Raw genomic sequence first — 22,891 nt, 5'->3', positions numbered from 1 at the left:
ACACCTCCACATGACCTCCCGCCCATGATCACTGGAATCCGTAGCCGCTGTCGAACGGAATTCACACGACGGGGTGGCCACCGACGACACTGGCGGGCACCCGTTCTCGGACCTGCCAGTGTTCTACGATCAGGTCACCCTGGATGCGGAAGACATCCACGACCACCGTGCCGCGATCCCCCGGTCCGGTTGTGAAGAGGCTGTGCGCGAACACCAGATCTCCGGTGGCGGCGATCCGGCGCAGGTCGAACCGGGCGTGCGGGAACCGCTGCCGCACACCGCTGATCAGCTCGATCAATGCCCGGCGGCCGTCGGGCAGGCCCGGACCGTGCTCGACCAGCTCGTCGGCGACGAAGCGATCGGCCAGATCGGCACGGCCCCGATTCCACAGCAGTTCGAGGTAGTCGACGACGAGTGCGGTCATCTCGCTGCGGCCGTGCGGTGGTCGAGCGATCAAGCGCCCGTCTCGATCATGACGGTCTTCTGCTCGGTGTAAGCCTCCAACGCGGTGCGCCCGCCCTCCCGGCCCAACCCCGAGGTCTTGTACCCGCCGATCGGGGCGTTGGGCATGAAGGTGTAGCCGTTGATGCCGACCGCTCCGGCACGGATACGGCGGGCCAGCCGGAAGGCGCGCCCGATGTCGGCGGTGTAAATGCCGGAGGCCAGGCCGTATTCGGTGTCGTTGGCGATACGGACCGCCTCGTCCTCGTCGGTGAACGGGATGACGGCCAGCACCGGCCCGAAGATCTCCTCCTGTGCCAACCGGATGCCGTTGTCGACCTGGGTGAAGATGGTCGGGTTCAGATAGTTGCCGGCGCTGAGCGCATCGCTCGGCCGATCGCCGCCGAGCAGCAGGTGCGCCCCCTCCACGGTGCCGGACTCGATGTAGTCCAGCACCTTCACCAGTTGCTGCTTGTTGATCAGCGGTGACGCGTTCGTGGCCGGGTCGAACGGGTCGCCGTACCGCACCGATGCCGCGATCTCCCGTGCGCCGTCGAGGAATTCGTCGTAGCAGTCGACGTGCACGAGGGCCCGGGTCTGGGCAGTGCACTGCTGTCCGGACATGCCCAGCGCGATCATGCGCATCACCGTCCTCCCGGCCTCGCGGACATCCGCGTCGGGGAAGATCAGGCTGGGGCTCTTGCCGCCGAGCTCCAGGGTGACGCGTTTGATGTCCTGCCCGCTGGCCTCGAGAATGCGCCCGCCGACCCGGCGACTGCCCGTGAAGCTGATCTTGTCGACGCCGGGATGGGTGATCAGCGCCTCGCCGGACTTGGCACCGACGCCGGTGACGAGATTGAAAACGCCGGGCGGCAAATCCAATTGATCGATGAGTTCGGTGATCGCGAGGCTGCTGAGGCTCGCGTATTCGGAGGGTTTGAGCACGACCGTGCAGCCGGCGGCCAGCGCGGGCGCGACCTTGTTGGCGAGCTGCAGCACCGGCGCGTTCCAGGGCACGATGGCCCCGACCACGCCGACCGGTTCGCGAAAGCTCAGGTACTGCAGGTCACTTCGCTCGGTGTACTGCGGATAGGTCTCCCCGCCGAGTTTATCGATCCAGCCGAGGTGGTGATCGAACACGTCCGCGGCGACCTCGGCCGAGAGCCGGTACTGGGTGGTGAAGGAGATCGGCATGCCGTTCTCGAGCGTCTGGATCCTGCTCAGGCGTGGTGCGACCTCGCGCAGCAACCGCACCAGGGGTTCGAGGATCGCCTTGCGCTCCTTGGCCCGCAGCCGCGGCCACGGGCCCTCGTCGAAGGCTCGCCGCGCCGCGCTGACGGCCCGATCGACATCGGCGGCCGAAGCGTCGGCAATGGTGGTGACCTCCTCGTTGGTCGCGGGGCTGAGGTGCTGCCAGCGCGCATCGGAATCGGAATCGACCCACCGGCCGTCGATGTAGAGCCGCCCCGGGGCGATCTCGAGAGCATCCCGGTGCGGAAGAACGGAAAAGTCGAGCTGGCTGACATTGTCGATATTCGTCATACCGACCACACTCACCGGCCCCGCGGACACGCGACTGGCACGCGGCGACAGTCCGGTATCAGTGGCCGCGATCAGTCTTGCGGGCATGGTGGACAATATGATCCGGCCCGGCCCCGGGAGGGCTGCCCGTGCCGCGAGCTATCGACTTCCGCGCATGGCGGCGTTCTGGCTACTGGTGGCCGCACTGGCCCTGATGCTGTTCGCTTCCTCGGCGCCGTCGCCGCTGTATCCCGTCTATCAGCAGCAGTGGCATTACTCCTCGCTGGTATCGACGGGCGTGTACGCGATCAATGTCCTTGCCCTGCTCGCCACTCTGCTGGTGGCCGGATCGCTGTCCGACCACATCGGACGCCGGCCCGTGCTGTTCGCCGCCGCGGTGACGGCGCTGGCCGGGACGCTGATCTTCGCCGAGGCGCAGTCGGTGGCATGGCTTTTCGTGGCGCGCGGGGTTCAGGGCATCGCGGCCGGGCTGTCCACCGGAGCGATCAGCGCGGCATTGATCGATCTGCAACCGCCGGGTTCACGGCTGGGTGTCCTGATGTCCAGTGTGGCCGCCGGAGCGGGATCGGCCTCGGGCGCGATGGCCTGCGGACTGCTGGTGACCTACGCGCCGGCACCCACCCACTTGGTGTTCTGGCTACTGGCGGCTGCCTATCTGGTGCTGATCGCGGGCGTCACGATGATGCCCGAGACGGCCGCGCCGGACGGTCGTGCGCTGGACTCGCTGATTCCGAAAGTCTCGGTGCCGCAATCGGTCCGGTCGGTCTTCCGGACGCTGCTGCCGTCCATCGTCGCCACCTGGGCGCTGGGCGGGCTGTATCTGTCGCTCGGTGGGGCGCTCATGCGCGCACAGTTCCATCTGAACAGCCCGCTGGCCGGGGGGCTGGTGATCGTCGCGCTGCAAGGCGCGTCGCTCACCGCCGCCGTCTCTACTCGCAACTGGACCATCGAGCGGGCACTGGGCCGAGGCCCGGCCTTTCTGGTCACGGGTGTTGTGATCGCCTTGACCGGCGTCGCGACGCATGAGGTGTGGCTGTTCCTCGTCGGCAGCAGTGTCGCCGGACTCGGTACCGGACCGACCTTCACCGGCATCCTGCGGATGCTCACCGGGCTGACCGAGGCCGATCGGCGAGCCGAGGTGATCACGGCGACCTATGTGGCGGCGTACCTCGCGTTCAGCCTGCCCGCCGTCCTCGCCGGACTCTGCCTGAGCCGATTCGACCTGTCCGCCACGGCCTTCGGCTACGGCGTGATCGTGCTCGCCCTCGAACTCATCGCCGTGCTCAGCAGCGCCCGGCACCGGGGCGTACTGAGCACCCTCACCGGCGCCCCGCCCTGTCCCGCGCCGTGCCCCGGCACCGTCGCGGCGAACCCGCGCGTCGTCGCCGCGCACGCCTGACCACGACCCATTACGAAAGGAACCTCGATGACCATGGCACAGCGATTCCTGCAGGCCGATCCCGCCCGGCGTGAACCGGTCCGATTCGCCAGTGGGACTGCGACCCTGGCCGGCCACCTGTACCGGCCGCCCGCCGCCGCGCCCGGCGAGCGCACGCCGGGTGTGGTGATGTGCGGGCCGATCAGCAGCGTCAAGGAACAGACGCTGCCGCACTACGCCGAGCGATTCAGCGACGCCGGATACACGGTGCTGACCTTCGATCCCCGCAATTTCGGTGAGAGCGAAGGGGAACCACGCCATCGCTACGACCCCAATCTGGTCATCGCCGACTACGCGAACGCCATCAGCTATCTCCTGACGCGGCCGGATATCGATCCGGAACGGATTGCGGCCGTGGGTGTCTGCATGGGCGGCGGCTATGCCGTCTCCGTCGGAGCCCGGGACAAGCGGCTGAGGGCCGTGGTGAGCATCGCCGGCGGGTACAACATCGGCGGGACCTTTCAGCAGGGCCTCGGCATCGAAGGCTTCGCGGCCTACTTCCGGCGGGTCAACGATCTGGTCCAGCACCAGTACGAGACCGGCGAAATCGCTTACATACCGACAATTGCCGAGGAGCTGACCGAGCAGATTCCGGTGGCGGTCATGCCGAACCCGGAGGCGTACGGCTACTACGACCGCACCAGCAGAACCGAAGCACCCAATTGGCCGCGCATGCTGACCGCGGATTCGCTCGAACCGTATTTCATCTACAACTCGATCGTGCACGCCCCGCTGGTCGCGCCCACCCCGCTGCAGATCATCCACGGCACCGGGGATACCGCACTGCTGCCGGAATATGCCCGCCAGGTCCACGATGCCGCCCGCGGGGTGAAGGAGCTGGTCTGGATCGAGACCAGCAACCACATCGAACTCTACGACCAGGACCCTTACGTTTCCGAGGCCGTCGGCCACGCCCTGCGGTGGCTCGACCGCCATCTGGCCTGAGACGAATCATCCACCACGACAGGAGAACTCGACATCATGAATGCTGTGCAGGATCGGCTCGACATCATCGGGACCTGCTCCCTCATGGCCTGGCTCGCCGATCACCGGGACTGGGACCGGCTGGGCGAGGTCTTCACCCAGGAGGCCGTCCTGGACTACACCAGCCTCAACGGCGGCGAGCCGGTGACGCTGACACCCACGCAGATCGGCGCCGCGTGGTCGCAGGTGCTGGGCAAGTTCGACGCGACCCAGCACGTGATCACCAACCATCTGGTGACCGTGGACGGTGACACCGCGGTCTGCACCGCCTACTTCCAGGCCACGCACATCCTCGCCGATCGATTCGGCGCGCCGACATGGACATTGGGCGGAACCTATCGCTTCGATCTGACGCGCGCGGCGGGCGACTGGCGGATCCGCGCGGTCGTGATGACCGCGACCTGGGGCCGGGGCAACCGGGGGCTCATCTCGTAGCTCCTCGAGCAGTCAGCGCGACATGTTCGACCTCGACGAGTAGAGCTTCCAGCGCGGTGTCGTCGGATTCCCCCGCGAGCGCCTCGAAAGCCGTGTCGCCGAGTGCGTTCCGGGCCAGCGCCAGCGCTCGCTCGCCGTCCGGTCCGAGCACCGTGCGGCCCTCGCGCCGGTACTCCCGTCGCAGGATGCCGATGATCCGCGCGGCCAGTTCGGGCAGGCCCGAGGCGAGAGCCGCCAGCGCATGCCCAAAAGCCATGTCCAACAGCATCAACGGAGACACGGAGATCGCATACTCGCGACAGATCCGCAGATGGTGCACGGCCGACTCCGTCCGGCCCGCCTCGAGCAATACGTTCGCGTACGTGACACGCCAGTAGACCGGCGCATACATGCGCACGACGTTGCGGTGGGCGGTGATCAGCGGTGTGACCGCGAATGCCTGCCCGAAGAGTTCCAGTGCGCGGTCGGTCCGCCCCTCCCGCCATGCCAGGTGGGCCAGGATCAGGCTGCGGTCGAACGCCAGGCGGTCGGTCAGCTCCGCGGGGTCGATGCGCTCGGCGCGGGCGAGATAGCCGGCGGCGCCCGCGACATCGCCGTCGGCGAGATGCAGGTTCGCGGCGCCGGCCAATGTCCGGTACAGGACGTCGGCACTGAGTTCGGCGGTCAGCAGTTCCGTCGCACGGCTGATCAACGGTGCGGCGCAGCCGACTCCGTGCCAGATGGCGCGCATTTGGGCCAGTGTGAGCAGCGCCGTGCTCAGCGTGCGCGGATCACCGGATTCGGTCAAGCAGTCCACGGCCGCTTCGAGATCCGTGAAGATGTGCGCGATCGGCTTGGCGTCGACATCCTCGAACGCCCGCAGTACCAGCGCATGGCCGCGTAGTCCGGCATCCTCGTCGGTCGCGCAGCGGTCGAGCAGGCTCGGATCGCCACGGTGATGCTCCCGCAAGGCCAGGATCAGCACGAAGAGCGGATGCACACCGCGTGGTTCGGTTATCGCCAAACGGATCAGTTGTTCGAATTCGACGGAGGTGTCGGCGATCGACTCGGATACGACAGTCGCTGTCGGTTCCGGGAATTCTTCGGCGTATCGGCACATCAGAAACGATCCCGTGCAGCCGGGCGGTATCCGCGCGCCCGCGACGCCGAGCACCTCGGATCGCCAGGCCGACACCTGGGTTCGCTGTCCGCGCAGCAACCAGTACAAGGCCAGATCACCGAACAGCCGCACCGCGAATTCCGGTGCCTGATGCCGCACCGCCCAGCCCAGAGCCGCTTCACAGTTGCCGGCTTCGGCGGCGAATCGGTGCAGCCATTCGTGCTGGGCGGGCCCACGCAATTCCCGCGCGCCGGCCTCGCTGAAGTCGACGAACCACGCGGCATGCGCGCGTTCCCACCGCTCGGTCTCGCCCACACGGGTCAGTTCCTCCGCCGCGTAGGCGCGAATGGTGTCGAGCATCCGATAACGCCGGCCGTCGAATTCCACCAGTGACATCGCGACCAGTCCGGCCAGCCGATCGGCGACGGCCTCGGCATCGTCGAAGTCTGTTCCGCACACCCCCACGACAGCCTCCAAGGTCGCGCCGCCGGCGAAAACCGAAACGCGGCGGGCCAACTCGGCATCGGCGGCGGGCAGCAGCTCCCAGCTCCAGGCGACCATTGCCCGCAGCGAGCGATGCCGAGGCGCCGCCCCGCGGGATCCGTTGGCCAGCAGGCCGAAACGATCGTCGAGCCGGTCGGCGAGCGCCTGTGGTGACAGGCCATGCAGCCGAGCGGCGGCGAGCTCGAGCGCCAGCGGCACCCCGTCGAGCCTGCGCACGACGGCCGCGACAGCACGGCAATTGTCCTCGGACAGTTCGAAATCAGGCCGCACCGCGATCGCGCGATCCAGGAACAGCCGGACGGCGGTACAGGTGGCGACCTCCTCGACGGTCGCTGCCACCGCGGGTACGGGCAGGGCCCGCACCGGGTACAGCTGTTCACAATCCACCGACAGCAGCCGACGACTGGTCGCGAGAACCGTCAGCAGCGGAAGCCGATCCAGCAGATCGGCCACCAGGTCGGCCGCCGCGGCGATCAGGTGCTCGCAATTGTCCAGAATGAGCAGCATCCGCCGTTGCCCCAGCGTACGGACCAGCAGATCGATCCAGTCCTGGCCGGGCTCATCGGTAATCACGCCCGGTGCGGCGGCGGCGAAAACCGCTGCCGCAACCGCATTCCGGACTCTGGCGCCCGGGCGTTCCGGCGTGACCGCCGACAGTTCGGCGAAAGCGACTCCGTCCGGCCACTGTTCGGGACGTGCGAGTACCAATTCGGTGGCCAGCCTGGTCTTGCCGATACCGCCGGGGCCGACCAGCGTCACCAGCCGGTGCCGCTCGAGCATCCCGGCAATCTCGGGGACCTCCGTGACGCGTCCGACGAAGCTGGTGAGCCGTCGAGGCGACACCGGCACGTCGCGGGCGAGGCGGGGCGGTTCGGGTGGCAGATCGAGGTCAGCTACCGCGCGGCACAGCACCGCCGACGGTTCGACGCCGCGTTCGGTGCGCAGCAACCGCTCGATGCGACGAAACTCCTGCAGCGCATCGGATGTGCGCCCGGCGGCGGCCAGCGCTGTCACCAGGCGAGCCGCCAGCGACTCCCGGAACGGGTGCGCGGCCGACTCGGCGGCCAGCCCGCGCACGACCTCCGCGGCCCGTCCGAGCGCGAGGAAGGCGTCGGCGTGCAATTCGATCGCCGTCAGCCGCCGTTCGGCGAGCACGTCGGCCGCAGCGCGCAGTGCCGCGGTCTCGACGATATCGCCGAGCGCCGGTCCGCGGCACAATCCCAGCGCCCGGTCCAACGCCACCACGGCATCGTCCGGCCTGCCCTCCGACAGCGCACCGCGCCCGGCGTCGAGCAATCGCGCGAACCGAATCGCGTCCACCGCTTCGGGTTCGACCGCCAGCATGTATCCCGGTTCCACCCACACCACGGCATCCTGCCCGGTGATCGCCCGCAGCCGTTTCACCAAGGTTTGCAGCGAATTCTCGGGGGAAGCAGGCATCTGCTCACCCCACACCGCATCGATCAGTCTCGATACCGGGACCACATTCCCGGCCTCGAGCGCCAGCATGGCCAGCAGCGCCGACAGCCGCGTCCCGCGCACCTCGGCAATCACCCCATCGCCGGAGATCACCTCCACCGCCCCCAGCAGCCTGATCCGAATCAACCTGTGCCACCTTCTGTTCCTGTTCGCCCGCCGTCCGCGTACAGGATGCGCTCCCCCGCTGGCAATCAGCCGTCAGCGCCGTATCAGCCGCAGATCGCAGCGATACACCGATGACATCCCTACAATCCGGTCGTTCGCTGGGAGCGCGACTTCCAGACCAGCAGTGCGGCTTGGGCTATGAAGAAGATGCCGCCGCCGGTGGCGTAGACGGACAGGACATCTAGGGTTGGGGAGGGGGCGGTGGCCTGGGCGACGTAGACGGCGCCGACCAGGAAGGACAGGCCGCCGGAGATGAGGGTGGGCCACTGCTTGCCCAGGGTGGGGCCGCGGCGGTAGAGGCCGACCGCGAGTTGAGCCGCGCCGGATATCGTTGCCCAGATACCGAATACGGCCAGGACGGCGGCCACGCCGCCGGCGGTTCCGGCGATGCCCAGGGCGATGGCGGCCAAGGTGCTCAGGGTGCCGTTGAGGGCGGTCACGCGGCGTTCGGAGCCCTCCGGTACCGCGAGCCAGTCGATGGCGGAGGACACCGCGTCGATGAGGGGGTAGGCGATCAGCAGGGTGAGCGCGACGGCGTTCAGGGGGTCGTGGGCCGCGGCGAAGGCGAGGGCCCACGCGATGGCCAGGAGGCCGCGGACCAGGGACAGGCGGATCAGCGACGAGCGCCCGGACATCGAAACAGGCTGTACCACAGTGGTGTTCATGGAAACTCTTCCATTCGATCGGGGTGAAGCAGGAAAGGCAGTGGGATCGCTAGCCGATGAGATCCCGTGCGGTGGGTCCCCGCCCGTGCAGTACCGCGAGCTCGGCCCAGCTCCAGAGCGTCGCCGGACCAGCGAAAACCATTGCCGCACTGACCTGCTCGCCCCAGCGGAACGCACGAAACGGGGACATATCGATCACTCCTTGGGTGAGAAGACGAATTCCCGGACCGCGTGGTCGAAGCGCTGGGGTTCTTCCAGATGCCCCAGGTGCCCGCTGTGTTCCAGGACGACCAGTCGCGAATTGGGGATCAGTTCGTGCAGTTCCAGTCCCCAGCGCGGTCCGCAGATGACATCGTGGCGGCCCACGATGACCAGGGCGGGAACGGTCAGGTTCGGCAGATCGGCGCGGTCGTCGACGAGATCGGGAGTCAGGTCCGCGTCCAGTCCCGAGATGTAGGTGGCCCGCAGCCCCTTCCGGAAGGCGGCCCACCGTTGTTCGTCGCCCCAGTAGTCGGCGAAATAGGACGGCAGGATGCCGCGCGCGACCGCGAGGGTCTGTTCGTCGCTCGAAATGGCCTGCATCGCTTCGAAGGCCGCGAGCACCTCGTGCAATTCGGGCCGGTCCGCGTGCGCGGCGGCGAACTCCTGGAGGCGGCGTCCGGCCTCGGCCCCGTGTTCGGGACCGGTGACCGGTGCGCCCTCGTACAGGACGACACCCGCGACCCCGTCCGGCCGGTGCAGCGCGTGATACGCGGCGACGAACGCCCCGTGCGAATGCCCGAGCAGATACACCTCGGGCACATCCAGGTGGTCGATCAGCCGTTGCAGCGCAAGGCTGTACCGCTCGCGGGTGTAGCCGTGCGGATGGGCGGGCAGGCGGCCGGATGCGCCGGTGCCGAGCGCCTCGACGTACACCATGGTCAGGTGTTCCTCGAGCGCGGGCATACGCAGGTACTCCCAGAAGATCCCGGGGCCGCCGGGGTGGGCGATGCAGACAGGCCCACTCCCGTAGACGTGATACCGCTGGAGAATGCCGTCGGAATCGACGGTGTGGACGCCCGGCGCGAGCCGCCCGGTGCCGCGGATCGAGTGCGGCGCGGACATCACACTGCCCGCAGCGGGCCGGCGAACGACTTGCGCAGCGAGGACGGTCCGACCAGGGGCAGCAGTGCCGCCAGCAGCTTGCCCTTGAAGTCCTGCGGAGTCCGGGTCAGTTCGACATCGACCCGGGTACCGCCCGCTTCCGGCGTGGCCCGGAAGACCCAGCCGCCGCCCGCGCCGAAGAGCTTGGAATCCAGGGTGGTGACGGTGACGGTGTCGCCGTCCGGATCCCACTGGTAGCGGGCGCGTTCCCAGGCGGCGGCCGTACCTTCGGTGACCTCGGCCCAGGTCTCGCCGCGGTCGTGGACGACGAAATGCTCGGCGTCGATGCTCGGCCACGCCTCGGTGCGGGTGGGGCCGAAGTCGGTGAGTACCCGCACGACCTCGGCGGGAGTCAGGGTGGACAGGAGATGAAAACGTACCGTAGCCATGGAAATACCTTCGCCGCCGCGGGTAGGCGGCCGAATCTGTCAGTTGACGTTGAGGTGACGTAATCCTGTTTCGGTAAGGTCGCCACCGGTCCCGTACGTCGTCACGGGTCCAGGAGGAGAGCACCACCCATGCCGATGGTCGGACGAGACACCGAGCTGAAAGTCCTGGCCGCACTCGTGGACGGCCCGGGCGACCGGAGCGGCATCCTGATCGAGGGGGAACCCGGAATCGGCAAGTCGTCACTCGTCGAGGTGACGGTCGCCATCGCGGCCGCCACGGGGCTGCGGGTGCTGCGGACCGCGGGTGCGGAAGCCGAACACGGCCTCGACTACGCCGGGCTGCAGCGGCTGCTGTACCCGCTGCGCCGCGCGTTCGATGCCCTGCCGGCGCGCCAGTTCGAGTCGCTGACAACCGCCCTGGGCATGTCGGACGCCGTCGGCGAGCCCAGCCCGCACCTGGTGGGGCTCGCCGCCCTGACGCTGCTGGCCGATCTGGCGGCCGAACAGCCCCTGCTGGTCGTCGCCGAGGATGTGCACTGGCTCGATCCCGCCAGCGCCGAGGTGCTCGCCTTCGTCGCGCGCCGCATCGACTCCGAACCCGTCGCCATGGTCGCTACCGTGCGCGACGGCACGAACTCGCCGCTGCGCGAGGCCGAGCTGACCGCCATGCGGCTCGGCCCACTGTCCGATGAGGACGCGAACGCCGTGCTCGACAGCACCGCACCGGAGCTGTCCGCCCAGGTCCGCCGCCGAGTGCTCGCCGAGGCGCACGGCAACCCGCTCGCCCTGACCGAACTGCCCACGGCCGTGGGGGATCTCGCCGAACCGGCGCCGACCCTCCCGTTGACCGAACGCCTCGAACGAGCGTTCTCGGCGCGCAGTGCTGCGTTGCCCGAGCGCACCCGGTCGGCATTGCTGGTCGCGGCGCTCGACGACGGCGATTCGGTCGCCGAAACACTCGCCGCCGCAGGGATTCTCCTGGGGTCCGAGGTGGGGACCGACATTCTCGCCCCCGCGGTGGCGGCCCGGTTGATCGATATCGGTTCCGGCACAGTGACTTTCCGCCATCCGCTGGTCCGCTCGGCCCTCGTGGCGGCGGCGACGGACGAGGAGCGCCGCCGCGCGCATCTGGCGCTCGCCGACCTGCTCACCGAGTCTCCGGATCGCCAGGTGTGGCATCGGGCGGCGGGTACCGCCGGAGCCGATGAGGAGGTGGCCGCGTCGCTCGAGGATGTCGCCGAACGGTCCCGGCACCGCGGCGGTGCGGTCGCGGCGCTGGAGCGGGCCGCCGCGCTCAGCGCTACCCCCGGCCGACGCGCGGATCGCCTGCTGCGTGCGGCCGAACTGGCCGTCGACTCCGGTCACCGCGACACGGCCGACCGACTGGTCGACACCGCGCGCACCCTCCCCCTCACCCCCGCGCAGGAGGCCACCGCGAAGTGGCTGCTCAGCGGATTCGAGGACGGCATGCGCGAAAGTCCGTCGCGCATCGGCGAACTGGCCGCGCTCGCGGCCTCCGTCGCCGCCGACGGGTATCCGGATCCCGCGCTGCGGATCATGTGGGGCGCGGCCATGCGGTGCTTCTGGTCCGAACCCGGGCCCGAGACCCGGCGCGCGGTCCTCGCGGTCGCCGACACCTTCGGCATTCCCGACGGTGACCCGCGCAAGCTGGCGATCGACTCGATCGTGGCCCCGTTCGAACGCGGCGAACAGGTGCTGCGCCACCTGCGGGCGCTGGCCGCGACCACGGGCCGCGATCCGGAGGTCGATCACTTTCTCAGCAGCGCGGCATACCAGGTCGGCGCCTTCGACCTCGCGGCGCAGTTCGCCGGCGCCGCCGCACCCGGATTCCGTTCCGCCGGACGGCTGGGGCTGCTGACCCGGGCCCTCGCGATCGAGGCCTGGAGCCTGGCCCGGCTCGGTGACCTCGCCGCCGCCGCGCCCATCGCGGCCGAGGCCGCGGCCTTCGCCCGCGAGACCGGGGCGCCGTTCATGCATGCAGTAGTCATCGCGGTTCAGGCCGAAATCGCTGCTCTGCGTGGGGATTACTTGCAGGCCGCCGAGCTCACGGCGGACGTCGAACGGACCGGACTGGCCGCCGGTGCGCGGCCCGTGCTGGCCACCGTGCAGCTCACCCGGGGGCTGATCGCGCTCGGTGAGGGCCGATTCGACGACGCCTTCACCGATCTGGCCCGCATCCACGATCCGCGCGACCCGTCGTATTCGCCGGCGCTGCGCGCGTGTTTCCTCACCGAACTCGCCGAGGCCGCGGTCCGCGCCGGGCAGACCGACGCCGCGGCGGAGCTGCTGCGCGGCCTGGAACCGGTGGCGGAGTCCACGTCGTCGCCCGCCCTGCACATCGGAATGCGGTATGCCCGAGCGGTGCTCGCCGGTGACTCGGCCGGCAAGCTGTTCACCGCCGCGCTGGAGGCGGATCTCACCGGGTGGCCCGCCGAACGCGGCCGCCTGCATCTCGCCTATGGCGAGTGGCTGCGGCGGCAGCGCCGGGTGGTGGAGTCCCGCACCCATTTGCGCACGGCCCGAGAGACTTTCGATGCCCTGGGCTTCACGGCGTGGAGCGAGCGGGCCCGCCTGGAACTGCGCAGTGCGGGCGAATCGAGCCCGAACCGCGATCCGGATGCCCGCGAGCGGCTCACCCCGCACGAGCTGAGCATCGCGCAGCTGGCGGCGCAGGGGCTGACCAATCGGGAGATCGGGCAGCGGCTGTACCTGTCGCACCGGACCGTCAGCACGCACCTGCACCGCATCTTCCCCAAGCTCGGGATCAGTTCGCGCGGTGACCTCGCGGCGCTGCTGCCGACCGAGGACGAGCCGGCGCGGTAGCCAAACCGACACCGAGTACGTCATCCGACGCTCGCGACACCGGTCGCCCGGTTCCTAGCGTCTGATGACATGAACATCAGCAGACGATTTTTCGGTGGTGCGCTCGCAGCGGGCGCGGCGAGCCTGGCCGCGGCCTCGCTGAGCGCCTGCGCCACGGATTCCGCGACCGCGCCGGCGACCACGACTCCGGTCGGCGCGGACCTGCGGAAGGGCTCGGGCGCGAATACGACACTGGGACCGATCAAGCAGATCGACGCCGGTGTCCTCAGCGTCGGCTACGCGGAATTCGGGCCCAGCACAGGGCAACCCGTGATCCTGCTGCACGGCTGGCCCTACGACGCCTACAGCTACGCCGATGTCGGGCCGCTGCTGGCGGCGGCCGGGTACCGGGTCCTCGTCCCGTTCCTGCGCGGCTACGGCCCGACCACCTTCCTGTCCGCGCAGACCGTCCGCAACGGCCAGCAGTCGGCGATCGCGCGCGACATCGTCGACTTCATGGACGCGCTGCACATCGACAAGGCCGTGCTCGGTGGATTCGATTGGGGCGCACGCACGGTCGACATCATCGCCGCGCTGTGGCCGCAGCGCGTCAAGGCGATGGTCGCGGTGAGCGGGTACATCGTCACGCAGCAGGCGGCCCAGCAGCAGCCACTGCCGCCGGAGGCCGAACTCGGCTGGTGGTACCAGTACTACTTCGCCACCGAACGCGGTCGCCTCGGCTACACCCGCAATCGGCACGACTTCAACAAGCTGATCTGGAAGCGCGCGTCCCCGGCATGGAATTTCGACGACGCGACCTATGACCGCACCGCAGCCGCCTTCGACAATCCCGACCACGTCGACATCGTCATCACCAATTATCGGTGGCGTTTGAGCCTGGCCCCGGGCGAGCCGCAATACGACGTCTACGAACAGCAGCTCGCCACCGGTCCGGCCATCACCGTGCCCGCGATCACCATCGGCAGCGACTTCGACGGCACGGCAAAGGATGGAAAGCCGTACGCCGCCAAGTACACCGGCAAGCATGAGCACCGCGTCCTCGACGGCATCGGGCACAACGTCCCGCAGGAGGCGCCGGGCCCGTTCGCGCAGGCGATCATCGACGCCGACCACCTCTGACATTCCGTGAACCGCCGGGCCCGGCAGCTGCCGCTGGGCCCGGCGGTTCGCCGTCCGGTCTCGCCGGACTCGATCGCCCGCACCGCCTTACAAGGGGCGTCAGACGGTGATCGTCTGATACTCGGTGTACTGGCCCAAACCGACCGCGCCGTACTCGCGGCCGATGCCGCTGGTCTTGAATCCGCCGAAAGGGCCGTCGAATCCGATCGGCGCACCGTTGATGGTGACCGTGCCGGTCCGGATGCGGCGGGCAACGGCCAGCGCCGCGGCCTCGTCCGCCGACCAGACGCCACCGGAGAGTCCGTAGTCGGAGTCATTGGCGATGCGCACCGCGTCGTCGATGTCGTCATAGGCGAGCACGACCAGGACCGGGCCGAAGATTTCCTCACGGGCGATGCGCATGTCCGGTGTGACGTCGGCGAAAACAGTTGGGGTGACATAGAAGCCGTCCCGCAGCCCGGGTGGGACCTGCGGACCGCCGCACACCAGCCGCGCGCCTTCGGCAATACCGGCCTCGATGTAGTCGCGGACCCGCTGTTGCTGATCGCCGCGCACCATGGGCCCGATGAAGGTTTCCGGGTCGCGCGGATCACCGACCGGCAAGGACTCGACCAGCGCCGCCAGCGCCGCGACCACCTCCTCGTAGCGGGAGCGCGGGGCGAGGATCCGTGTCTGGGCGATACAGGACTCCCCATTGTTCAAGAGCGAGCCGAATTTCAGGCCGTTCATCACCGCCGTCAGATCCGCATCGGGCAGGATCACCGCCGGCGATTTGCCGCCCAGTTCGAGACTCACCCGTTTGAGCTGGGCGCCGGCGATGGACGCGATCCGGCGACCGGCGCCGGTCGAGCCGGTGAACGCGATCTTGTCCACGCGCGGATGGGAGATCAGGTACTCGCTCGTTTCCCGATCCGCGGGCAGCACGCTGATCACGCCCTGCGGCAGGCCGATTCGATCCACCAGCTCCGCCAGCAGGCCCATGCTCAGCGAATTCTCCGGAGACACCTTCAGCACCACCGAATTTCCGGAGAGCAGGGCGGGCAGGATCTTCGACGTCGCCGAGGAGAAGGGCGAATTCCACGGGATCACCGCCGCCACCACGCCGACCGGTTCGCGCCGGACCACGCTGCGCACACCGGTATCCGGGTCCGACGGGGTGAGCGTGTACTCCCAGTCGCAATTCTCGGCGGCCGCGAGGTAGGCATTCGCCTGCCGGGTCAGACCGGCCTGGCCGGCCTTGGTGAACCATGCGGCGGAACCGTTTTCGTCGGTGATGAGCTCGGCGATCCGGTCGGCCTCCTCCTCGCGCAGCCTGTTGAACCGTCGCAGCGCCGCGATTCGCTCGGCGGGCGGGGTGTCACGCCAGACGCGGCCCTCGAAGGCCGCGTGCGCCGCCGCCACCGCGCGGTCCACATCGGCGGGTTGCGCCTGCGCCGCCCAACCGATGACCGATCGATCGTGCGGCGAGAGGATCTCCAGCAGTGCCGGTTCGCTGGGTTCGGTCCACGAACCACCGACGTAGAGCCGATCGTAGGTGATCATCTGGTTTCTCCTGCGGTCGGCGAATTCTGTTGGTCGCGATAGGTTTCCAGCAGCCGGAGCCAGACTTCGCTGATGGTGGGGAAGGACGGCACCGCATGCCAGAGCCGGTCGAGGGGGACCTCGCCGGCGATGGCGATGGTGGCCGAGTGCAGCAGTTCGGCGACGCCCGGTCCGGCGAAGGTCGCGCCGACGATGACCCGGCGGTCCGGGTCGATCAGGACTCTGGCCCGTCCCCGATAGCCGGGATCGTGCTGGATCGCGCCGGCGACCCGGCCGATGTCGTAGTCGACGACGTCCACGTCGCGCCCGGCCCGCGCGGCGTCGTCGGTGGTGAGACCCACCGCCGCGATCTCCGGGTCGGTGAACACGACCTGCGGCACTGCTTCGAGGTCGGCGGTCCCCGAGTGGCGGCCCCAGCGTCCGGTGTCCAGCGCCAGCCCGCGTGCGCGGGCGGCGATGACCGTCCCGGCGATGCGGGCCTGGTACTTGCCCTGATGGGTCAGCAGCGCACGGTGATTCACGTCCCCGACCGCGTACAACCACTCCCCGTCGACCGCGGTCACGGTGAACGTGTCGTCGGTGGTGAGCCACTCGCCGGGTGTCAGGCCGACCGTGTCGAGGCCGAGGTCGTCGGTCCGGGGTGCGCGTCCGGTCGCGAGCAAGAGTTCATCGGCGACCAGCCGGGTGCCGTCGGCGAGGGTGAGGTGGATGCTGTCGTCGGGTCCGCCCGCGCGTTCGGCGGCGGTGATGGTGGTACCGAACCGCAGGTCCACTCCGGCGTCCCGGAGCCGCTCGGCGACCAGGTCCGCGGCGAAGGCTTCGACACGGCCCAGCAGCCGGGATTCGCGGGCGATGAGGGTGACCCGCGCGCCCAATGCCTGCCAGGCGGCGGCCATCTCGGTGGCGACGACTCCGGCTCCCAGAATCGCGAGCCGGGCCGGTACCTCCCGGGCGCTGGTGGCTTCGCGACTCGTCCACGGCCGCACGGCATCCAGGCCCGGCAGCGGCGGCGGGGCGGCCGACGTGCCGGTGCATACGGCCACCGCGTACCGGGCGGCAAGCCGCACGGTCTCGCCTTCGGGCGTCTCGACCGTCACCCGCCGGGGTCCCGCGAGCCGGCCGTGGCCGCGAATGAGTTCGACATCGACCGAGGCGAGCCAGTCGAGCTGGTCCCGGTCGTCCCAGTCGGCCACCATCCGGTCGCGATGCTTCAGCACCGCGGCCGCGTCGAGGGGTCCGGTGACCGCCTCCCCGACACCGGGGAAGCGGGCGGCCTCGCGGTAGAGCAGCGCGGGGCGCAGCAGCGCCTTGCTGGGTTCGCATGCCCAGTACGAGCATTCGCCGCCCACCAGTTCGGATTCGACGATCACGGTGCTCAACCCGGCGGCGCGGGTGCGGTCGGCGACATTCTCACCGACCGGCCCGGCCCCGACGACCACGACGTCGTAGGTACGAACTTCCTTGTCGAACATGGGGTTCCCTTCGATGGCCGGGTCAGCGGCCGGGTGCGCGCTGCGTGATTTCCTGCAGGAACCAGTCGTTGCCGTCCGGATCGGTGAACGCGGCGAACGATCCGTAGCTGCGGCGCTGCGGATCCACTCCGGGGACGCGGCTTTCGGTTCCGGCGTGGTGGAACACGCCGGTGGCATCGCGGAACGGTCCGTCCACCGCGATTCCGCGTTCGGTCAACTCCGCGACGGCCTTCTCGATATCGGTGACGATCAGATGCAGGCCCCGCAGGGATCCGGGCTCGCCTGCGGTGACGCCGGTGCCGAAGATGATCGAGCACTCCGAGCCGGGCGGGGTGACCTGCACGACGCGATAACCGTCGTCCACGGGGAAATCGGCGTCGAGACGGAAGCCGAGGCACTCGGTGTAGAAGGCCTTGGCGCGGTCGACGTCGGCGACGGGCAGGACGACGACTTCCAGTTTCATATCCATGATTCGTGTTCTCCTCGAACGTCTTTCGCGATTGTCAGTGGGCGGAATTCTTGGCGGCCTGTTCGATCACCTCGGCCACCCGATCGGGGTGCGAGACGGCCACCGAGTGCGAGGCCGCGATCTCGGTGACCTGCGCGTGCGCCCGCTCGGCCATGAACCGTTGTGCCGCAACGGGGATGTTGAGGTCCTGGGTGGTGATCACGTCCCAGCTGGGCTTGTCGGTCCAGGCGGCGACGGTGGCCTTCTCCTCGAGCGCGGCCTGCAGGATCGGGCGCTGGGCGGCGGCGGCCAGGGCGGCGCGGTCGGCGGGGACGTCGGCGGCGAACTGGTCGTGGAACTTGGCCTGCTGGATGTACAGGTCGGTGCCGGTGCTGCCGTCGGGATTGGTGAACGGGACCGCGTCGAGCGTGCCCGGCAGGGTGGACCCGGGGAACTTGTTGGTCAGCTCCAGCGCGGTCTCGCCGGGTGCGGGCAGGAACGCCGCCACGTACACCAGGGCCTTGACCTGATCGCTGCCGGCCGCGGCGGCGCTGATGACCGATCCGCCGTAGGAGTGCCCGACCAGCACGACGGGTCCGTTGATGTGGCTGATCAGCCCCCGCAGGGTGGTGGCGTCGGCGGCGGGCCCGCGCAGCGGATCGGCTGCCGCGACAACCGGATAGTGGTCCTTGCGGAGTTGGTCGATGACATCGTTCCAGCTCGATCCGTCCGCGAACGCGCCGTGCACCAGCACGACGGTCGGCTTCGGCGCGTCCTCGGTCGGCCCGGCATGGGTGGTGGTGCTCGCGGTGCAGGCGACGGCGAGGCTACCGGCCGCGACGGCCGCCGTGAACGCCGCGATCGCCCGGCCCGCGCGCCGCATCCGGGGGTGTCGAATGTCGACCATGTCATTGTCCTTTCGAGGTGAAGCACGTTGTGCGGCTTCCACTCTGGTTTCCGCTCCCCCACCGCCACATCTGTCGGCTGACGCCGACCATGACGTACTCGTCACCCGGCGGTCGATGCAGCAGCCAGGCCAGCGAGACCTGTACGGGTGTGACGCCGACCTCGGCCGCCACCTGGGCCACGGGGCCGTCGGCGACGGCGTGCTGGAATGTGGCTGTCATCAGTGGATCTCTTCCTCTTCACGAGCCGTGAATCGCGGGCGCGAGCGTCCACGTCGAGGAAGATAGGTTTCGCGGGAAGGCTGCGGCGAGCGTCGGATGACGTAATTACTGTCGGTCGGGCCGAGTTCGGGTGACGTAGTCCGACGCCGTCCGACCCGGATGATCAGCCGATGGCGGTTCGGGTTCCGAGGGTGGTGAGCAGGGAAAGGCGTTCGGCGTCTGCGCTGCCTGGCTCGGCGGTGTCGATCATGATTCGCAGGTCGCAGCCCGCCACCGTGAGGACTGCGCAGTCCAGGGTCAGGGCGCCTGCTGTCGGGTGGTCGATGGTCTTGACCGTGATGTCGTAGCCGGCGACGGCGCCGGACTCCCAGAGTGCGGCGAAGCGGGGGCTGTGGGTGCGCAGGTCGGCGATGAGGTGGCGGAGGCGCTGGTCGGCGGGGTAGCGGGCCTCGGCGGCGCGCAGGTCGGATACCAGTGCGGTTTCGAGGGATTCGAGGGTGTCCGGTGCGTAGCGGCCGACGGAGCCGGGGCCGATGAAATGCCGCCACACCCGATTGCGTTCGTTGCCCTGCCAGGTCGTGGAATCGCCCAGCAGCGCCGTGCATGCCGGATTCGCTTGCAACAGTGTCCAGGACGCGTCGAAGACGGCGACCGGGATGCCGACCAGCCGATCCAGCATGCGTTGTACCGCGGGCGGGATGGCGGTCGGGACGGTTCCGGGCTCGGGCAGTACCAGTCCGGCCAGCCGATACAGGTGCGCGCGCTCGTCGGCCGACAAGCGCAAGGCCCGCGCCAGCGCCTCGACCACCTGGGGCGAGGGGTTGGATGCCCGGCCCTGTTCGAGCCGGGTGACGTAGTCGGCGGAAATACCGGCCAGCAGCGCCAGTTCCTCACGGCGCAGGCCCGGCGCACGGCGCGCGCCATTCGCCGACAGCCCTACGGCGTCGGGCGATACCTGATCGCGCCAGCGCCGCACCGCTACTCCGAATTCCGCTGTGGCCATGGGGTTCATTCTGCCCGTTCGCCGATCCGCTCACCGTCGGCGTATCGCGCGATATCGACCGTCCCAGGCTGGTATCGACAGTCCCAGGAAGATCAGGCGACTGGCTGATGCCGCCGGGCGGCGCGAATCTGAGGACATGACAACAACGCTCATTACCGGCGCCAACAAGGGGCTGGGTTTCGAAACCGCCCGTCAGCTCGTCGCGGCGGGGAACACGGTGTATGTCGGCAGCCGCGACGCCGAGCGTGGCCGGCTCGCCGCGGCGGAAATCGGGGCACGCTCCGTCCAGCTGGATGTCACCGACGACGCGTCCGTCGCCGCGGCCGCGAAGATCATCGAGGCGGACGGCGGACTCGACGTCCTGGTCAACAACGCGGGCATCGATATCGAGGGCAATGGCGCGGTCGACCTGGCTGAGGTCACAGCCGACATGATGCGAACGGTATTCGACACCAATGTTTTCGGCGTCGTGCGGGTCGTGCACGCGTTCCTGCCGCTGCTACGGCAATCCACCGCACCGGTCATCGTCAATGTCAGCAGTTCCCTGGCCTCGATGGCACGCGGCACCACCCCGGGCACCCAAACCTACGCCTATCCCGGACTGTCCTATCCCGCATCGAAAACCGCGCTGAACAGAATCACCGTGCAATACGCGAAGGCGTTCCCGGATATTCGAATCAACGCGGTGGAGCCCGGATACACCGCGACCGACCTCAACGAACACGCCGGCAGGCAGACCGTCGAGGAGGGTGCCGAGATCATCGTACGGATGGCCCGGATTCCCCAAAACGGGCCCACCGGAGGCTATTTCGAAGCCTCCGGAACACTGCCCTGGTAGCGACCGAGGACCAGCCATCACCGCCATCGAACTCAGAAGCAGTAGGGGAACTTGCACTTGGTTGGATCATCGGGCCCGAAGATGGCTGCGATCAGCCCATTGAGCACAGCGTCCGTGACTCCCGACCCCGTGCTGAACGCCACGTCCTGCGCCCCGCCGACAACCACGGGCTGCGGCACCTCGGCCGACGCCGTCGCCGGCGCGCCGATCAGCACCCCTGCCGCGGCCACCAGAATTGTCTTTCGAATCATCTTTCAACCCTTCGATTTACGCATCCAGCACCAACAGCTCGGTTTGACTCCGGCAACTCCAGCCATGCTGCCAGGCAACGCCTCACGGCACTATCGAACAGCTGCCCCCATTTTCTTGGTGATCGCCAGATCAACTACCTCGCGTGGGAGCCGGGACCGATCAGCGTGCGCCTCCACGGTGCCACTGCCTGGCTCCGCTACGAAGCCGACCTCGAAGTGGTGTTCGGCGGACACCCGCTACCGCGGGCACGCCACTGGCACACCGATAAACCACGAATTCCTCGACGGCCGGTGGCAGGTGGTGTGGTCACAAGCCGCACAGATCCGCTGAATTCGACACGGGCTCAGGCCAGGATGATCGAGGCGGCGTGTTCGCCGATCATCATGGTGGCCGCGTTGGTGTTGCCGCCGACGATGCTCGGCATGATCGACGCGTCGGCGACGCGTAGTCCGTCCACTCCGCGCACCCGGAGCGTCGGGTCTACGACTGCGCGGTCGTCTACACCCATGCGGCAGGTTCCGACGGGGTGATAGACGGTGGTTGCGCGGTTGGGGACTTCGGCGGCCAGCTCCGGGCGGGCGGGGTATTGCAGGCCCGGAGAGATCTCGGTGTCCACCGCGCTATTGATCGACTTCGCGGCCATGACCTCTCGGGTCAGCTCCATGCCGTACACGAGCGTGTCCACATCGCGCTGCTCGGCGAGATAGTTGGGGTCGATGGCGGGCGCCGCGGTGGGGTCGGCCGACGTCAGGCGCAGCGTGCCCCGGCTCTGCGGGTAGATCATCGTCACCAGGACGGTCAGTGACCGGCGCGGATCGGGGGTGTGGCGGATCGGGGCATCCTGATTGGGGCCGGGATAGCTCCACGGCAGCACGTGCAGTTGCAGATCGGGCGCCCCGGCCGCATGCGGGGTGCGCAGGAACGCTACGACTTCGAACACGCTGCGCGCCAGCCAGGTGCTGTTGTTGCGCAACGACTCCCGCAGAAACGCCCGGGCGAAATAACCCGCGGACGAACGGCGCACGGCGGTCGGCATGGCGAAGGTCATCGGCACGAACAGGTGGTCGTGCAGGTTGTCGCCCACCGGGAGGTCCGCGACGACGTCGATGCCGAAGGCGCGGAGATGGTCGGCCGGTCCGATGCCCGAGAGCATGAGCAGCTGCGGGGAGCCGAATGTGCCTGCGCTGACGATGATCTCGCGCTCGGCCCGCAGAACTTCGTTGCCCTGCTCGGTCCGGTATTCCACACCGGTGGCCCGGCCGTTCTCGATCACAATGCGCGTCACGTGCGTATTCGGTAGCACGGTGAGGTTTTTCGGGCGATCGTCGAGATAACCGACCGAGGTGCTGTAGCGCAACCCGTTGCTGTTGCTCTGTTGGAAGATCGAAACGCCTTCCTGCTCGGCGCCGTTGTAGTCGGGGTTGCGCGGCAGATCGGCGGTTTCGGCCAGCGCCGCCATGAACGACTCCGACGCGGGCGTCAGGTCGCGCGCCCGGATCACCTTGATCGGACCTGCGCCACCGCGGAACTCGCTCGCGCCGTCCTCGAACGACTCGAATTTCTTGAAGCTCGGCAGCACGTCCTCATACGACCAGCCGTTATTGCCCTCGCCGGCCCAGTCGTCGAAGTTCCGCCGGTTGCCGCGCACGAACACCATGCCGTTGACCGAGCTCGAACCGCCGACCACCTTGCCGTGCGTCTGCGGGATGGTTCGGCCCAGGGCATGCTTCTGTTCGACGGTGTAGTGGCCCCAGTCGATCCGCTTCTTCAGCTGCGGCACGCTGTGCATCGGGCCGATCATGCCGGGTTTGCGCACCAGCCGGCTGTTGTCACGACCGCCCGCCTCGAGCAGCGTGACAGCGGCGCCGGTATCGGCCAGCCTGCGAGCAATAATGGCCCCGGCGCTCCCGGAACCGATGATGATGTAGTCCGTCGCCGCCATGACCAGCCCTTCTGTCCGCA

General features: G+C 68.8%; 21 protein-coding genes. 6 read left to right on the top strand and 15 right to left on the bottom strand.

Annotated elements, in window-relative coordinates; translation table 11 throughout:
* Positions 1-61 precede the first annotated feature (61 nt).
* Together ACFXHE_RS16510 and ACFXHE_RS16505 are read right to left on the bottom strand one after the other, a co-directional pair.
* Positions 62-457, bottom strand: coding sequence for a nuclear transport factor 2 family protein (locus tag ACFXHE_RS16510; RefSeq protein WP_379383826.1), 396 nt, complete (start codon positions 455-457; stop codon positions 62-64).
* On the bottom strand, positions 454-2,070 hold the full coding sequence (locus tag ACFXHE_RS16505) for an aldehyde dehydrogenase family protein (protein WP_379383824.1): 1,617 nt from the start codon (positions 2,068-2,070) through the stop codon (positions 454-456). Before ACFXHE_RS16505 ends, ACFXHE_RS16510 begins: the two co-directional genes overlap by 4 nt.
* Here ACFXHE_RS16505 and ACFXHE_RS16500 point away from each other — a divergent pair.
* From ACFXHE_RS16500 to ACFXHE_RS16490, 3 genes are read left to right on the top strand one after another with little or no spacing between them, the layout of a single operon-like run.
* A complete protein-coding gene (locus ACFXHE_RS16500; RefSeq protein WP_379383822.1) occupies positions 2,069-3,382 on the top strand; it encodes an MFS transporter in 1,314 nt (437 codons plus the stop codon). The genes ACFXHE_RS16505 and ACFXHE_RS16500 overlap by 2 nt on opposite strands.
* Before the next feature lie 27 nt (positions 3,383-3,409).
* A complete protein-coding gene (locus ACFXHE_RS16495) occupies positions 3,410-4,366 on the top strand; it encodes an alpha/beta hydrolase (RefSeq protein ID WP_379383820.1) in 957 nt (318 codons plus the stop codon).
* 36 nt (positions 4,367-4,402) lie between these two features.
* Positions 4,403-4,840: a nuclear transport factor 2 family protein gene (locus tag ACFXHE_RS16490; RefSeq protein WP_379383818.1), complete on the top strand. Its 438-nt coding sequence runs from the start codon at positions 4,403-4,405 to the stop codon at positions 4,838-4,840.
* Here ACFXHE_RS16490 and ACFXHE_RS16485 read toward each other — a convergent pair.
* From ACFXHE_RS16485 to ACFXHE_RS16465, 5 genes are all read right to left on the bottom strand, one after another.
* The gene (locus ACFXHE_RS16485; protein ID WP_379383816.1) at positions 4,830-8,048 is read right to left on the bottom strand and encodes an ATP-binding protein; all 3,219 of its coding nucleotides are present in this window, start codon (positions 8,046-8,048) and stop codon (positions 4,830-4,832) included. The two genes, ACFXHE_RS16490 and ACFXHE_RS16485, sit on opposite strands and share 11 nt — an antisense overlap.
* A gap of 119 nt (positions 8,049-8,167) precedes the next feature.
* Positions 8,168-8,752: a DUF308 domain-containing protein gene (locus ACFXHE_RS16480; protein WP_379383814.1), complete on the bottom strand. Its 585-nt coding sequence runs from the start codon at positions 8,750-8,752 to the stop codon at positions 8,168-8,170.
* A 49-nt stretch (positions 8,753-8,801) separates the two neighbouring features.
* A complete protein-coding gene (locus ACFXHE_RS16475) occupies positions 8,802-8,942 on the bottom strand; it encodes a hypothetical protein (protein ID WP_379383812.1) in 141 nt (46 codons plus the stop codon).
* A 5-nt stretch (positions 8,943-8,947) separates the two neighbouring features.
* Entirely contained in the window at positions 8,948-9,856 is a 909-nt protein-coding gene (locus ACFXHE_RS16470) for an alpha/beta fold hydrolase (RefSeq protein ID WP_379383810.1), read from the bottom strand.
* Positions 9,856-10,284, bottom strand: coding sequence for a hypothetical protein (locus ACFXHE_RS16465; protein ID WP_379383808.1), 429 nt, complete (start codon positions 10,282-10,284; stop codon positions 9,856-9,858). The genes ACFXHE_RS16470 and ACFXHE_RS16465 overlap by 1 nt, the downstream gene beginning before the upstream one ends.
* Before the next feature lie 129 nt (positions 10,285-10,413).
* Here ACFXHE_RS16465 and ACFXHE_RS16460 point away from each other — a divergent pair, with 129 nt between their 5' ends.
* Together ACFXHE_RS16460 and ACFXHE_RS16455 are read left to right on the top strand one after the other, a co-directional pair.
* The gene (locus ACFXHE_RS16460) at positions 10,414-13,128 is read left to right on the top strand and encodes an ATP-binding protein (protein ID WP_379383806.1); all 2,715 of its coding nucleotides are present in this window, start codon (positions 10,414-10,416) and stop codon (positions 13,126-13,128) included.
* 69 nt (positions 13,129-13,197) lie between these two features.
* Positions 13,198-14,247 (top strand): alpha/beta fold hydrolase, encoded by a 1,050-nt coding sequence (locus ACFXHE_RS16455; RefSeq protein WP_379383804.1) that lies wholly within the window; start codon positions 13,198-13,200, stop codon positions 14,245-14,247.
* 99 nt (positions 14,248-14,346) lie between these two features.
* Here the strand turns inward: ACFXHE_RS16455 and ACFXHE_RS16450 are convergent, their stop codons facing one another.
* The 6 genes from ACFXHE_RS16450 to ACFXHE_RS16425 all read right to left on the bottom strand — a co-directional run bounded on the left by ACFXHE_RS16450 (position 14,347) and on the right by ACFXHE_RS16425 (position 19,839).
* Entirely contained in the window at positions 14,347-15,789 is a 1,443-nt protein-coding gene (locus ACFXHE_RS16450; RefSeq protein ID WP_379383802.1) for an aldehyde dehydrogenase, read from the bottom strand.
* Positions 15,786-17,261, bottom strand: coding sequence for a dihydrolipoyl dehydrogenase family protein (locus ACFXHE_RS16445; protein WP_379383800.1), 1,476 nt, complete (start codon positions 17,259-17,261; stop codon positions 15,786-15,788). Before ACFXHE_RS16445 ends, ACFXHE_RS16450 begins: the two co-directional genes overlap by 4 nt.
* A 22-nt stretch (positions 17,262-17,283) precedes the next feature.
* Complete coding sequence (locus ACFXHE_RS16440) at positions 17,284-17,730, bottom strand: VOC family protein (RefSeq protein ID WP_379383798.1); 447 nt, start codon at positions 17,728-17,730, stop codon at positions 17,284-17,286.
* Between the two features lie 34 nt (positions 17,731-17,764).
* Positions 17,765-18,616 (bottom strand): alpha/beta fold hydrolase, encoded by an 852-nt coding sequence (locus tag ACFXHE_RS16435; RefSeq protein WP_379383796.1) that lies wholly within the window; start codon positions 18,614-18,616, stop codon positions 17,765-17,767.
* Position 18,617: 1 nt separating this feature from the next.
* On the bottom strand, positions 18,618-18,836 hold the full coding sequence (locus ACFXHE_RS16430) for a hypothetical protein (RefSeq protein ID WP_379383794.1): 219 nt from the start codon (positions 18,834-18,836) through the stop codon (positions 18,618-18,620).
* Between the two features lie 163 nt (positions 18,837-18,999).
* A complete protein-coding gene (locus tag ACFXHE_RS16425; RefSeq protein WP_379383792.1) occupies positions 19,000-19,839 on the bottom strand; it encodes a helix-turn-helix transcriptional regulator in 840 nt (279 codons plus the stop codon).
* A gap of 136 nt (positions 19,840-19,975) precedes the next feature.
* Between ACFXHE_RS16425 and ACFXHE_RS16420 the strand changes: the two genes are divergently transcribed.
* On the top strand, positions 19,976-20,677 hold the full coding sequence (locus tag ACFXHE_RS16420) for an SDR family NAD(P)-dependent oxidoreductase (RefSeq protein WP_379383791.1): 702 nt from the start codon (positions 19,976-19,978) through the stop codon (positions 20,675-20,677).
* A gap of 32 nt (positions 20,678-20,709) precedes the next feature.
* On the opposite strand, the gene ACFXHE_RS16415 is transcribed toward ACFXHE_RS16420, so the two are convergent.
* The gene (locus ACFXHE_RS16415) at positions 20,710-20,928 is read right to left on the bottom strand and encodes a hypothetical protein (protein WP_379383789.1); all 219 of its coding nucleotides are present in this window, start codon (positions 20,926-20,928) and stop codon (positions 20,710-20,712) included.
* 344 nt (positions 20,929-21,272) lie between these two features.
* Positions 21,273-22,871: a GMC family oxidoreductase gene (locus ACFXHE_RS16410; protein ID WP_379383788.1), complete on the bottom strand. Its 1,599-nt coding sequence runs from the start codon at positions 22,869-22,871 to the stop codon at positions 21,273-21,275.
* Positions 22,872-22,891 lie beyond the last annotated feature (20 nt).

The sequence above is a fragment of the Nocardia sp. NPDC059229 genome, from assembly GCF_042754165.1.
GTDB lineage: Bacteria > Actinomycetota > Actinomycetes > Mycobacteriales > Mycobacteriaceae > Nocardia.
Note: the sequence above shows the minus strand (reverse complement) of the source record. Positions and strands in the feature narration are given on the sequence as shown.